Source organism: Streptomyces sp. RLA131, assembly GCF_056270125.1.
The window spans coordinates 1,312,980-1,325,580 of the sequence record NZ_JBWDOQ010000002.1 but is presented as its reverse complement, the minus strand read 5'-3'; the positions used below and the strand labels follow the sequence as shown (position 1 = coordinate 1,325,580).

General features: G+C 72.0%; 11 protein-coding genes. 6 read left to right on the top strand and 5 right to left on the bottom strand.

The genetic code is table 11. The features are described 5' to 3' along the window. Nucleotides 1-24: 24 nt before the first annotated feature. Nucleotides 25-1,002, bottom strand: a complete 978-nt coding sequence (locus RWE79_RS06955; protein ID WP_475939131.1) for an acetylxylan esterase — start codon at nucleotides 1,000-1,002, stop codon at nucleotides 25-27. Between the two features lie 234 nt (nucleotides 1,003-1,236). On the opposite strand from RWE79_RS06955, the gene RWE79_RS06950 reads away from it, so the two are divergent. Next, on the top strand, nucleotides 1,237-2,244 hold the full coding sequence (locus RWE79_RS06950) for a LacI family DNA-binding transcriptional regulator (RefSeq protein WP_475939130.1): 1,008 nt from the start codon (nucleotides 1,237-1,239) through the stop codon (nucleotides 2,242-2,244). Between the two features lie 248 nt (nucleotides 2,245-2,492). On the opposite strand, the gene RWE79_RS06945 is transcribed toward RWE79_RS06950, so the two are convergent. Beyond that, entirely contained in the window at nucleotides 2,493-3,479 is a 987-nt protein-coding gene (locus RWE79_RS06945; protein WP_475945648.1) for a LacI family DNA-binding transcriptional regulator, read from the bottom strand. 95 nt (nucleotides 3,480-3,574) lie between these two features. Here RWE79_RS06945 and RWE79_RS06940 point away from each other — a divergent pair, with 95 nt between their 5' ends. Both RWE79_RS06940 and RWE79_RS06935 read left to right on the top strand, forming a co-directional pair. Beyond that, on the top strand, nucleotides 3,575-4,579 hold the full coding sequence (locus RWE79_RS06940) for an ROK family protein (protein WP_475939129.1): 1,005 nt from the start codon (nucleotides 3,575-3,577) through the stop codon (nucleotides 4,577-4,579). Nucleotides 4,580-4,785: 206 nt separating this feature from the next. After that, nucleotides 4,786-5,838, top strand: coding sequence for an NUDIX hydrolase (locus tag RWE79_RS06935; protein WP_475939128.1), 1,053 nt, complete (start codon nucleotides 4,786-4,788; stop codon nucleotides 5,836-5,838). Nucleotides 5,839-6,062: 224 nt separating this feature from the next. Here the strand turns inward: RWE79_RS06935 and RWE79_RS06930 are convergent, their stop codons facing one another. Further along, a complete protein-coding gene (locus RWE79_RS06930; RefSeq protein ID WP_475938055.1) occupies nucleotides 6,063-7,241 on the bottom strand; it encodes an IS4 family transposase in 1,179 nt (392 codons plus the stop codon). 197 nt (nucleotides 7,242-7,438) lie between these two features. Next, complete coding sequence (locus tag RWE79_RS06925) at nucleotides 7,439-8,815, bottom strand: M20/M25/M40 family metallo-hydrolase (RefSeq protein ID WP_475939127.1); 1,377 nt, start codon at nucleotides 8,813-8,815, stop codon at nucleotides 7,439-7,441. 238 nt (nucleotides 8,816-9,053) lie between these two features. Here RWE79_RS06925 and RWE79_RS06920 point away from each other — a divergent pair, with 238 nt between their 5' ends. Both RWE79_RS06920 and RWE79_RS06915 read left to right on the top strand, forming a co-directional pair. Continuing rightward, nucleotides 9,054-10,211 (top strand): geranylgeranyl reductase family protein, encoded by a 1,158-nt coding sequence (locus tag RWE79_RS06920; RefSeq protein WP_475945646.1) that lies wholly within the window; start codon nucleotides 9,054-9,056, stop codon nucleotides 10,209-10,211. Nucleotides 10,212-10,337: 126 nt separating this feature from the next. Continuing rightward, complete coding sequence (locus tag RWE79_RS06915) at nucleotides 10,338-10,991, top strand: DUF4230 domain-containing protein (RefSeq protein WP_475939126.1); 654 nt, start codon at nucleotides 10,338-10,340, stop codon at nucleotides 10,989-10,991. Here the strand turns inward: RWE79_RS06915 and RWE79_RS06910 are convergent. Next, entirely contained in the window at nucleotides 10,984-11,439 is a 456-nt protein-coding gene (locus RWE79_RS06910) for a nitroreductase family deazaflavin-dependent oxidoreductase (RefSeq protein ID WP_475939125.1), read from the bottom strand. The two genes, RWE79_RS06915 and RWE79_RS06910, sit on opposite strands and share 8 nt — an antisense overlap. 125 nt (nucleotides 11,440-11,564) lie before the next feature. Between RWE79_RS06910 and RWE79_RS06905 the strand changes: the two genes are divergently transcribed. Next, a complete protein-coding gene (locus RWE79_RS06905) occupies nucleotides 11,565-12,290 on the top strand; it encodes a TetR/AcrR family transcriptional regulator (protein WP_475939124.1) in 726 nt (241 codons plus the stop codon). The last annotated feature ends 311 nt before the right edge of the window (nucleotides 12,291-12,601 follow it).

The window sequence follows — 12,601 nt, the reverse complement described above, 5'->3', positions numbered from 1 at the left end:
TCAGGCAGGCGTTCAGGCGGGCGTTCAGGCGGGTCCCAGACCGTGTTCGCGCAGCCACAGCAACTGCTCGTACGGCTGGGAGCCGCGGCCGCCGCCGTGGTCGCCGAACTGCCAGACGCGCATGTCCTTCTCGCCGGCATAGCGGTTGTACGCCGCGTAGACGGTGGACGGCGGGCAGATCGGATCCATCAGCCCCACGCTGAACAGGGCCGGGGCGGTGGCGCGCGGCGCGAAGTGGACGCCGTCGAAGTAGTTGAGCGTGGAGAAGACCAGATCGGGGTCGATCCGCTTGTGCACGCTCAGATAGTGGACGAGTTCGGAGTAGGGCCCGTCGCCGGCGGTGTCCGCCCCGCGCCGGTAGTGACACAGGAAGGGCACGTCGACGAGCGCGGCGGCGACCGTGTCACCGGCGAGCCCGGCGACGGACAGGGCCAGACCGCCGCCCTGGCTGCCGCCGGAGACGACGACGCGGGCCGGGTCCACCAGGGGATGCTCGCGCAGGATGTCCACGGCACGCACGCAGTCCGTCATCAGACGCCGGTAGTAGTAGTGCTCCGGGTCCTCGACGCCGCGGGTCATGTAGCCGCCGACGAACTGCGTGCCCGGCACCGGGTCCGGGTCGGGGGTGTCGTGGCCCTGGCCACGGCTGTCGACCACGAGGTGGGCGTAGCCGGCGGCGCTGAAGAGAAGGTGCTCGTGGTGGAGGCCACGGCCCCCGCTGTAGCCGATGTAGGTGACGACGCCGGGCAGCGGGCCGGTCGCACCGCGCGGCAGCAGCAGCCAGGCGGCGACGGGCTGGCCGCCCCAGCCCGGGAAGCGCACGTCGAACACCTCGACCGTGGCGAGCGCGGAGTCCTCGACGCGCCGGTACTCGGCCGGCCCGGCCGCGGCGTCGCGGGCACCGGCGAGAGTCTTCGACCAGAAGTCGTCGAAGTCGTCCGGCTCGGCTATCGCGGGCCGGTACGCACGCAGTTCCTCCAGCGGCATGTCGGTCAGCGGCATGAATGGTCCCCTTCCTGATCCTCGTGGTCAGAGGAATCGAATCGTTTCACCAGCGTCATGTCAACGGGTCCGCGGCGAGGCACCGGCAAAACGGCCGCTGCCGGACGTCAACGGCTCGGTCGGTAGGAAAATGAACCGGTTAAGTTGACATGACCGACGTCTGGGCTGGTACACAATGCAGTCTCCGGGCGGATTCATGAACCGGTTCACACCACTCACGGACGAGAGGCCCAGGTGAAGCCACCCACCATCGCCGACATCGCACGCGCGGCAGGTGTCTCCAAGGGTGCCGTCTCGTACGCGCTGAACGGCAAACCCGGGGTCTCGGAACAGACCCGGCGGCGGATCATGGAGATCGCCGACCGGCTCGGCTGGCACCCCTCCAGCGCGGCCCGCGCCCTCACCGAAGGGCGCAGCGGAGCGGTCGGCCTGGTCATCGACCGGCCCGCCTGGGTGCTCGGCATCGAGCCCTTCTTCATGCAGCTCATCGCCGGCATCGAAGCCGAACTGAGCCGCACCGGAACCGCGTTGCTGCTCCAGGCCACCGAGGACGCCGAGGCCGAGCTGGCCGCCTACCGCCGCTGGTGGGGCGAACGCCGCGTCGACGGCGTGATCCTGGTCGACCTGCGCGAGGACGACCCCCGCCCCGGCGTCGTCAGGGAACTCGGACTCCCCGCCGTCGTCGTCGGCCACGCCGGCGGCACCGCGGGGCTGCCCTCCGTCTGGATCGACGACGCCGCCGCGATGCGGGACGTCCTCGGCTATCTGAACGCCCTCGGCCACCGGCGCGTCGCCCGGGTCGCCGGACCCGCCCGCTTCGTCCACACCCGCGAACGCTCCGACGCCTTCGACCAGGCCGCCGCCGGCCTGGGCCTGGACCCGGTGACGCTCGGCGCGGACTACTCCGCGGAGGGCGGCGCCCAGTCCACCCGGCGCCTGCTGTCCAGCGGCGACCGGCCCACGGCCATCGTCTACGACAACGACGTGATGGCCGTCGCCGGCCTCGGCGTCGCCCAGGAAATGGGCCTCGACGTCCCGGCCGACCTCTCCATCGTCGCCTGGGACGACAACGCCCTGTGCCGGCTGGTCCGCCCGGCCCTGACCGCCGTCAGCCGCCGGGTGCCCGAGCACGGCAGGCAGGCCGTCCGGAGCCTCCTGGACGTGATCGCCGGCGCGACCCCGCAGGACGTCCGCATCGAGGTCCCCGAACTCGTCCCGCGCGCCAGCACGGCCCCCGCGTAGCTCACGCCTGGGCGGGGGTCGGTGTCGCACCGGGCCGCTCTCCTCAGCGCTCGCGACGCGGGCACTTTCAGGTCGGACCCGGGATGCTCGCTCGTCGCTTGCGGGGAGCACCCCGGCACGCCCCCTCCCAGGTCTCCTCGCGGCCGGCGCTCGGTGGAGGTCCTGTTACGACCACCGGGGGCCCGTCGCCGTCCGACCCGGGAGGGGCCCCGGCGCCGGCTCCCGGGGCACATGGAACGCGTACCCGCTCACGCCGGGGGCGCGAGCTCGGCGGAGCCTCGGGGGATGAGCCGGCAGGGGAGTTCGACGCGGGTCGGGGGGCCCGCGGCGCCGTCGAGGCGGCGGAAGAGCAGACGGGCGGCGGTACGGCCGAGCTCGCCGGGGTCCTGGGCGACGACGGTGACGCCGGGGCGCAGCAGGTCGGCGAGCTCGAAGTCGTCGAAGCCCACGAGGGCGACCTGTCGCGGGAGGTCGTAGAGGACGCGAACCGCGGTCACCGTGATGCGGTTGTTGCCCGCGAACAGCGCCGTCACCGGCTCCGGCCCGGACAGCATGCGGTCCAGTTCCGCCCGTACCCGGTCCGGCCCGGTCGGCCCGAGCGACACCCAGCCGTCGTGCACGGGCAGCCCGGCGGTGGCCATCGCCTCGCGGTAGCCGCGCAGCCGCTCCGCGGCGGTGTGGATGTGCGGCTGGTCGCCGATGAAGCCGATGCGGCGGTGGCCGTGGGCGACGAGATGCGCGACGCCGTCGCGCGTACCGCCGGCGTTGTCGCTGAGCACCACGTCCGCGTCGATCCGGCCGGCCGGCCGGTCGACGAAGACCGTGGCGACGCCGGCCGCGATCTCGGGTTCGAGGTAGCGGTGGTCGTCGCTGGCCGGGACGATCACGAGGCCGTCGACGCGGCGGGCGCAGAAGGCGAGGACCAGTTCCTGCTCGCGTCCGGCGTTCTCCGCGCTGGAGCCGGTGAACAGCAGCGTCCCGTGACCCCTGGCGAGGTCCTCGACGGCGCGGCTGAGCGGGGAGTAGAACGGGTCGGCGAGATCTTCGAGGACCAGTCCGATGCTCGCGGTGCGGCCCTTGCGCAGCAGCCGCGCGCTGTCGTTGCGGCGGAAGCCGAGCGCGTCGATCGCGGCCTGCACGCGGGCGATGGTCTCCTCGGTGACCCCGGCCTCCTCGTTGACGACGCGGGAGACGGTCTTCAGGCCGACGCCGGCCCGGGCCGCGACGTCCTTCATGGTGGGGCGGACGGTGGGCACGCTGTTCGGGATCTCGGTCACGGGCGGATCCTAGGGGCTGGACAACGTTGTCAACAAAGGGTGAGACTACCGCCATGCGTACCGAATCGACCGCCGATCCGACCGCCTCCTCCCAGGCGCCAGCCGAGCCCGGGCCGCCGTTGGTCGCCGCCCTCGACATCGGCGGTACGAAGATCGCCGGTGCGCTCGTGGACCCGGGCGGGCGGCTCCTGGTACGGGCTCTGCGGCCGACCCCGGCCCAGGAGGACGGGGCCACCGTGATGCGGGCCGTCGAGCAGGTGGTGGGGGAGCTGCGGGCCGACCCCCGCTGGGCGGACGTCGTCGCGCTGGGCATCGGCAGCGCGGGGCCGGTCGACGCCTCGGTGGGCACCGTCAGCCCGGTGAACGTCCCCGGCTGGCGGGACTTCCCGCTGGTGGCCGGGGTGACCGCGGCGGCGGGCGGGCTGCCCGTCGTCCTGACCGGGGACGGGGTCGCCATCGCCGCCGCCGAGCACTGGCTCGGCGCGGCGCGCGGTTATGACAACGCCCTGTGCATGGTCGTCTCGACCGGGGTCGGCGGCGGCCTGGTGCTGGGCGGAGTCCTGCATGCCGGGCCGACGGGCAACGCGGGGCACATCGGCCACATCAGCGTCGACCTCGACGGCGACCTCTGCCCCTGCGGCTCGCGCGGTTGCGTGGAGCGCCTGGCCAGCGGTCCCAACATCGCCCGCCGTGCCCTCGACAGCGGCTGGCGGCCCGCTCCCGGGGCGACCGCCACGGCCGCGGCGGTCGCCGACGCGGCCCGCGACGGTGACCCGCTCGCCCTGGCCTCCTTCGACCGCGCGGCCCAGGCCCTGGCCGCCGGTATCGCCGCCACAGCCAGTCTGGTCGAGCTCGGCATCGTCGTCATAGGCGGCGGCGTCGCCGGCGCCGGTCCGTTGCTCTTCGACCCCCTTCGAGCCCATCTCGCCCGCTACGCCACTCTGTCCTTCGCCTCCGGAATCGAGGTCGTCCCCGCCGGGCTCGGTACGGACGCGGGGCTGGTGGGAGCCGCGGCAGCGGCCGCCCAGTCGCTGGACCTGGCGGCGTTCAGGGCATAGGCCGTGTTTTAGAAGTAGCGCCGGCCGCCCGGAGGGCGGGTCCCGCGGCTCCCCCGGCTACCGCCGGGTGGGGGTGCCCCCAGCCGGCGGTAGCCGGGGGAGTGCCCCCAGTGGAGTGCCCCCAGTGGGGTGCCCGGCCGGAGCCCCGCGTTTGCCGACGCCGATGATCCGGGCAATTCGTAGGGGGCTACGGAAGAGGGGGCACCGTGATCGTCTGGCTCAACGGCACCTTTGGCGCGGGCAAGACCACCGCGGCACGCGAACTGCTCGACCTGATACCGGGCAGCGTGCTCTACGACCCGGAACTGATAGGCAGCGGGCTGCGGCTGCTGCTGCCGGAGAAACGGCTCGGGGAGGTCTCGGACTACCAGGACCTGCCGTCCTGGAGGCGGCTCGTCGTCGACACGGCGGCGGCCGTGCTGACCGAGGTCGGCGGCCCGCTGATCGCACCGATGGCCCTGCTGCGGCAGGGCCATCGCGATGAGATCTTCGGCGGCCTCGCGTCTCGCCGGATCCCCGTGAGACACCTGCTGCTGCATGCTGAGGAAACGATCCTGCGCGAGCGGATCGAGCAGCGCGAGGAGTTCCCCGGCGACCCCGAGGCCAGCGCCTCGGTACGCAACTGGTGTCTGGGCCATCTCTCGGCCTACCAGCAGGCACTGCCCTGGCTCACCGCCGACGCGCACACCATCGACACGGGCGCGCTCACCCCACGGCGGACCGCCGAGCGGATCGCCGAGGCGGTCCGGGCCGGAGCGGGGGCCTGTGACATCGTGCAGACCCCCGAGCCGACCGCCGAGACCCTGGCCGCCGGAGTGCTGCTCTTCGACGAGGACGACCGGGTGCTGCTGGTCGACCCGACCTACAAGCCCGGCTGGGAGTTCCCCGGCGGAGTCGTGGAGCGCGGCGAGCCCCCGGCCCGGGCGGGCATGCGCGAGGTCGCCGAGGAACTGGGGCTGGAACTGGACGCCGTCCCCCGGCTGCTCGTCGTCGACTGGGAACCGCCGAGTCCCCCCGGATACGGCGGTCTCCGGCTGCTGTTCGACGGCGGCCGGCTGACCGCCGCCGACGCCGGGCGTCTGCTGCTGCCCGGCGCCGAACTGCGCGGCTGGCGCTTCGCGACCGAGGACGAGGCCGCCGACATGCTGCCCCCGGTCCGGCTGTCCCGGCTCCGGTGGGCCCTGCGCGCCCGTGAGCGCGCCACCGTCCTCAACCTCGAAGCCGGCGTCCCGGTCGGCCGGTACCATGACCGGCCCTAGCCGCAATGCCGTTGCGTTACGGGCTTGCGGGCTGGGGTCTTGTGATGAGGACCGCTTGAGGTCCGGTGCGGGTCGGCTGTGGCCAGGAACGGTGTTCAGTTCGCTTGAGGCGGTAGTTGGACATCTTGCGTTTCACCACGCGGGGCTGGCTGCGGAGGCGTCTGACGGGCAGGAGCCGTTCCAGGAGGTCCTGCTCGAGCATCACCAGTGCTCTGACCAGGAGGTCAGGGGGAAAAACTGCCCGGCGTGACGGTCACGCTGCGCCGGGCAGAGCGCAGCGTTTCGGTGAAGGAGACCCGGTCAGGGTCCAGGCCACGTGTGGCAGCCGTTCTCAGCATGAGTTCCCGCAGAGCGTGGTGGACCAGCAGGTGTGCCCAGATCTGCTGGTGAACACCGTCGGGTGTTTTACTGCTGAGCACGACGCGTGCGCCACGCTGATGGGTTTTGATCTCGGCGAAGACGGACTCGATCTCCCAGCGTTCGCGGTAGAGCGCGGCCAGCTGCCGGGCAGGATACCGTCGGGCGTCCAGCAGGCTGGTGACCAGGCGATAGTCGTCGGTCTCACCCTCACCGGCCCGGTCCTTGAGCCGGTAGGCCAGGACACGGACCACAACCGGCTCCTTGCGGGCCGGGCCGCCGCTCGCTCTGATGTGTGAGAGCCATGACCCGTCGCGGAACTGTTTGGTGACGGGCAGGACGCGGTTGGCGGGCACCCGCCACAGCAGGTCGGCGCCGGTGGCGGTGAACGCCTGCCACAACGGGACGCCAAGGAACCCACGGTCGGCCAGGACCAGCTGACCTGGGCCGGTCGAACGCGGCAGGCGGCCTACCAGAGTGACTTCCCCGGTGCGGCAGCCGGCCAGTTCCGCGTCCAGCACCGCATGGCTGCCGATCTCCACCAGAGCTGCCATCCGCACTTGCGGAAACGCGCTCCTGCCCGACCCGCGGCCACTGCCCGGACGTCCGAAGGCAGTCTCGTTGGCTTCACTGTCCGCGACGTCCCAGCACGTGCCGTCGACGGCGAGCAGCCGCAAGCCCCGCCAGAACGCGCCGGGCGTCGCCTCGGTCGCCATCGGCTTCGCGGTCGTGGCGAACAGCACCCGCAGCGGCTCGGAGCCCAGCCGCTGCCGGGCCCTGAACAGCGAGGACTTCGCCGGAACACGCCAGTTGCCCAGCAGCCCCGAGCCCCGCAAGCCCTCGACGAGATGGCGCATCACTTCCAGATACGGGGCAGGTGAGAACAGGGCCAACGCCAGCACGAAGTACACCACCAGCCGCGCGGGAAGCAGCCGCTGACGTCGCTCGGCACGGCCGCACGCCGTCACCACCCGGTCCACCAAGCCTGGCGGATACACCCAGGTCAACAGGCCGAGACCCGATAAGTCAGACACACTCGCAGCCATCCGAACCACCCCCGGGACGAACTGCCAAGCACAGTACGCCTACAGCAAAGGCAACGGCATTGGCCCTAGACGGTGTTGTGGAAGCAGCGCCGGCCGCCCGGAGAGCGGGTCCCGCGGCTGCCCCGGCTACCGCCGGGAGGTGTGCCGGGGGCGGTGCATCGCAAGGCGGAGAACTGCCCCCGTATCCCCGTGGCCGGCTACTCGGACCGTTCGTCATCGGCGTAGTTCCGCAGGAACAGCGCCTCCGCCAGGGAGAGCTTCTCCAGCTCCTCGGGGGAGACGCTCTCGTTGACGGCGTGGATCTGCGCCTCGGGCTCGCTGAGCCCGATCAGCAGGATCTCCGCCTCCGGGTAGAGCGTGGCCAGGGTGTTGCAGAGCGGGATCGAGCCGCCCTGGCCCGCGATCTCCAGTTCCTTGCCGTACGCGGCGCGCATGGCCCGGGCCATGGCGGCGTAGGCGGGGCTGGAGGTGTCGGCGCGGAACGCCTCGCCGCTGCCGCGCTGGGTGACCTCGACGCGGGCTCCCCAGGGGGCCGCCGCTTCCAGGTGGGTGGTGAGCGCCTTCGCGGCCTGCTGGGAGTCGGTTCCCGGCGGGACGCGCAGGCTCACCAGAGCGCCGGCGACGGCCTGCACCGACGGAGTGGCACCCACCAGGGGCGGGGCGTCGATACCGAGGACGGTCACGGACGGGCGGGCCCACACCCGGTCGGCCACCGTGCCGGTGCCGACCAGACCGACGCCGTCCAGGACCCTGGCATCGCCGCGGAAGTCCTCCTCCGGGTACTGGAGACCTTCCCAGGTCCCGTCGGCACCGAGCCCGCTTACGGTCGCCGTCCCGGTCTCGTCGTGCAGGGAGCCCAGGATCCGGATCAGCGCGGCGAGCGCGTCGGGTGCCGCGCCGCCGAACTGGCCCGAGTGCAGATTGCCCTCCAGGGTACTGACCCTGACCTCCACCAGCACCATGCCGCGCAGCGTCGCGGTGACCGTCGGCAGGCCCAGCCGGAAGTTGCCCGTGTCGCCGATGACGATCGTGTCAGCCGTGAGGAGCTCGGGGTGGGCCTCGGCGTAGCGTTCGAGGCCGCCGGTGCCCTGCTCCTCCGAACCCTCCGCGATGACCTTGACGTTCACCGGCACCCCGCCGTGCTCGCGGAGCGCCCGCAGCGCGGTCAGGTGCATGATGAGGCCGCCCTTGCAGTCGGCCGCGCCCCGCCCGTACCAGCGGCCGTCGCGCTCGGTCAGCTCGAAGGGCGGCGAGATCCATGCCGCCTCGTCCAGCGGCGGCTGCACGTCGTAGTGCGCGTAGAGCAGCACCGTCGGTGCTCCCTCGGGCCCCGCCAGGTATCCGTACACCGACTGCGTGCCGTCCGGGGTGTCGAGCAGGGCCACATCCTGGAAGCCCTCGGCCTCCAGCGCGGTGGCGACCCAGCGCGCGGCGTCCTCGCACTCGCTCCTGGGGAACTGCCGGGGGTCCGCCACCGACCGGTACGACACCAGCTCGGCCAACTCGGTGCGGGCCCGGGGCATCAGGGCGGCGACGGTCTCCGCGAGGGGGTTGTCGGGCGGGGCGGCGGTCATGAGCGCTCCTTGTGGGTGCGGCCTGCGAACGCGGTGTTCGTGGACCAGGTCGGTCGTGATCGATGGTGCCACAGGCAAACCACCGGGTAACGCGCAATAGGATGCGGCTGAGCAGGGGCGACGGCAGCCGGCGGGTCGATCGGGAGCGGAATCACACGTGAGCAGCGAGCAAGGGGCCCAGGACAGCGGTTCGGCGGAGAACGAGGAAGCCGCCGAGCAGACCGAGGTCTGGGATGTCGTGGTGGTCGGCGCCGGGCCCGGAGGGGCTTCGGCGGCTTATGCGGCGGCGACCTCGGGGCGCCGTGTGCTGCTCCTGGAGAAGGCCGAACTGCCCCGCTACAAGACCTGTGGCGGTGGCATCATCGGGCCGTCCCGGGACGCGCTCCCGCCCGGTTTCGAGCTTCCGCTGCGCGACCGGGTGCACGCGGTGACCTTCAGTCTCAACGGCAGGATGGTGCGCACCAAGCGCTCGCGGCAGATGCTCTTCGGGCTGATCAACCGTTCGGAGTTCGACGCCGGGCTCGTCGAGGCCGCCCAGCGCGCCGGGGCCGTGCTGCGCACCGGCACGGCGGTCTCCCGGGTGGAGCAGCACGGGCCGGCCGTCCCGGACCGCCGCACCGTCGCGGTGGTCCTCGGCGACGGCGAGACCGTGCTTGCCCGTGCCGTGGTGGGGGCGGACGGCAGCGCCAGCCGGATAGGCGCCCATGTCGGGGTGAAACTGGACCAGGTCGACCTGGGGCTGGAGTCCGAGATTCCGGTGCCGCCGGAGGTGGCCGAGGACTGGGCGGGCCGGGTGCTCATCGACTGGGGCCCGCTGCCCGGCAGTTACGGCTGGGTCTTCCCCAAGGGCGACTCGCTCACCGTCGGTGTGATCTCCGCCCGGGGTGAGGGCGGAGCGACCAAGCGGTATCTCGACGACTTCGTGGCCCGCCTGGGCCTGGCCGGCTTCGAGCCGAGCATCTCCTCGGGCCATCTGACCCGTTGCCGCTCGGACGACTCGCCCCTGTCCCGGGGCCGGGTGCTGGTCTGCGGCGACGCGGCGGGCCTGCTGGAGCCCTGGACCCGGGAGGGCATCTCGTACGCGCTGCGCTCCGGCCGGCTGGCGGGGGAGTGGGCGGTGCGCATCGCCGAGGCCCATGACGCGGTCGACGCCCGGCGCCAGGCGCTCAACTACGCCTTCGCGGTCAAGGCCGGCCTGGGAGTCGAAATGGGCGTGGGGCGGCGGATGATGGCCCTCTTCGAGAAGCGCCCGGGTCTGCTGCATGCCGTGCTCACCACCTTTCCGCCCGCGTGGAACGCCTTCGCCAGGATTGTGCGGGGGTCGAGTTCGCTCGCCGAGATGGTGCGGACCCATCCGCTGGCCCGCCGTGCGCTGGCTGCCATGGACCGGCCGTGAGTCCGAAATGAGCCGGATGCGAACCGGCCGTGACCGGCTGGGTGGCCAACCGTGACAGAGCTGTTGAACTGACCGCTCTTAGAAGGGACGTTCGGGGGCACACACCCTCCAGGAGGTGCCGAAACCATGCCCCAACGCAACGATGCCGGCCGGATGCCCAGGTGGGCCCGGCTCGTCGCCGGACTGCTCGTACTCGCCGGACTGCTCGTCATCGTCGCCAAGGCGGACCTGATTCCGGGTCTGCCCAACCCGTTCGCGGAGGAGACCAAGGACCGGAGCGGCCCCGCGCTGCTCAAGTCGATCAAGGACATGAGCCGCTTCGAGGGTGCCAGCGGCAACTTCCAGATCGTGGTGGACCTGGAAAAGGACGCCAAGTTCCTTCCCGACGCGGTGCGCGGGAGGCGCACGCTCTATGTCGGTGCCGGAAGCGTCGACGCCTATGTCGACTTCGGAAAGCTGGGTGACAACGCGGTGAAGGTCTCCGACGACCGCACCTCGGCGACCGTCCGGCTGCCGCACGCCAGCCTGGAGCGCACCTCGCTGGACCCCAAGCGCTCCTACGTCGTGGCCCAGGAGCGGGGCTTCTTCGACCGGCTCACCGACTTCTTCTCGTCCAATCCCGACCAGCAGAAGCAGGTGCAGTCGCTCGCCGCCGACAAGATCCAGGCAGCCGCGAAGGACAGCGGGCTCGGCAAACGGGCCGAGGGCAACACCCGCTCGATGCTTCAGCAGCTGCTCACCTCGCTGGGATTCACCAAGGTCTCCGTGACCTTCAGCTGACGGCGGTTATCCGGAAGACGGGGTGTCTGGGGGCGATCGCCCTCAGCTCCTCGTCCGAGGAGTCCGGCCCGACGCCGCCGAAGAAGACGCCGACCTCCGCCTTCCAGCGCTTGAGATAGGCCCGCAGCAGGTCCACCTTGTCGTCGTCGGCGACCTCGATCGCCGTGAACTCCTCGACCTTCCTGCCGAGCAGGAGCTGACCGCCGCCGGCGGCCTGCATGTTGTGCGTCCACTGCACATGACCGCGCGGTGCGACCAGATACCGATCTCCTTCGTAGGTCAGCACATTGACCGGGGTGCGGCGCCATTCGCCGCTCTTGCGGCCGCGTACGGCGAGCACCCGGGAGCCCCAGACGCTGAGCCCCCGGCGGGTCAGCCAGGCCACGCAGCGGTTCAGGACGTTGACGGTGAACCAGCCGGGCTTCATCACATGCTGCTCGGACGACATGGCGTCTCTCCCTGAATTTGTGATCGGCGCTCTCGCGTAAGAGCAGTGTTGCACTCCTCGTCGGCAAAAACAAGAGCACCGATCTGATTATTGGTCGTCGCTCCGATCGGTGGCACACTGGTCCCATGAGTGTGATCCGTGGAGCCAGGGAACGTGCCCGTATCGAAGTGACCACCGCCATCAAGGAGGAGGCGCGCCGCCAGCTCATCGCCGAGGGGGCGGCGCGGCTGTCGCTGCGGGCCGTCGCCCGGGAGCTCGGCATGGTCTCCTCCGCCCTCTACCGCTATTTCGCGAGCCGTGACGATCTGCTGACCGCCCTGATCGTCGATGCGTACGACGCGCTGGGCGAGGCCGCGGAGCGCGCCCTCGCCCAGGCGGAACAGGAGGATCCGGTCCGCCGCTGGACCGCCGTCTGCCGGGCCGTACGGGTCTGGGCGCTGGCTCATCCGCATGAGTACGCGCTGATCTACGGCTCGCCCGTGCCCGGGTACACCGCGCCGCTGGACACCATCGGCCCCGCCTCCCGGGTGGGCCTCGCCCTGATCGCCGTGGCCGAGGGCGCCCATGCCACCGGCGCCCTGGCGGTCCCGGACCTCGCGGCCGGCCAGCTCCCCGAGGCGGTACGGGCCGACGCGTGGCGGCTGGTGAAGAATCTCGACCGTGACCTGCCGACTGCTGCGGTGCCGGGGCTCGTCGCCGTCTGGGCCCAGCTCTTCGGCCTGGTCAGCTTCGAGGTCTTCGGCCAGTTCAACAACGTGGTCGACGCCCGCGACGAGTTCTTCGACCACAACGCCGCCGCCCTCGCCCACCAGGCCGGGATCAGACAGGACCCGATACTCCCGGCGGAGTAGCCACGGTCACCCCCGGCGGCGGACGCCCAAGGCCGCGGCCCCGGTCTAGCGTGGCCGCATGACGGACGACAGCCGGCCACCGCGGCCGGGCGCGGTCCCGCCGTGGTGGGGGCAGACCCGACAGGCGGGCCAACGCCACCCCTGGGGCTCCTCGCTGGCCATCGCCGCGTTCCAAGTGGCAGGCACCAGCGCCGCGAACCACCGGCACACCGGCCGCGTCCATGTCGACGTCCTCGGCTATCTGCTGGTCCTGCTGGGCCCCGCCCTGCTGGTCCTGCGGCACCGCGCCCCGGTCGGCGTGGCCGCGGGCG

Excerpts from the sequence above, each read along its gene's own strand:
- RWE79_RS06955 (WP_475939131.1), bottom strand. The coding sequence starts at position 1,002 with ATGCCGCTGACCGACATGCCGCTGGAGGAACTGCGTGCGTACCGGCCC.
- RWE79_RS06945 (WP_475945648.1), bottom strand. The coding sequence starts at position 3,479 with ATGAAGGACGTCGCGGCCCGGGCCGGCGTCGGCCTGAAGACCGTCTCC.
- RWE79_RS06940 (WP_475939129.1), top strand. The coding sequence starts at position 3,575 with ATGCGTACCGAATCGACCGCCGATCCGACCGCCTCCTCCCAGGCGCCA.
- RWE79_RS06930 (WP_475938055.1), bottom strand. The coding sequence starts at position 7,241 with ATGGCTGCGAGTGTGTCTGACTTATCGGGTCTCGGCCTGTTGACCTGG.
- RWE79_RS06925 (WP_475939127.1), bottom strand. The coding sequence starts at position 8,815 with ATGACCGCCGCCCCGCCCGACAACCCCCTCGCGGAGACCGTCGCCGCC.
- RWE79_RS06915 (WP_475939126.1), top strand. The coding sequence starts at position 10,338 with ATGCCCCAACGCAACGATGCCGGCCGGATGCCCAGGTGGGCCCGGCTC.
- RWE79_RS06910 (WP_475939125.1), bottom strand. The coding sequence starts at position 11,439 with ATGTCGTCCGAGCAGCATGTGATGAAGCCCGGCTGGTTCACCGTCAAC.
- RWE79_RS06905 (WP_475939124.1), top strand. The coding sequence starts at position 11,565 with ATGAGTGTGATCCGTGGAGCCAGGGAACGTGCCCGTATCGAAGTGACC.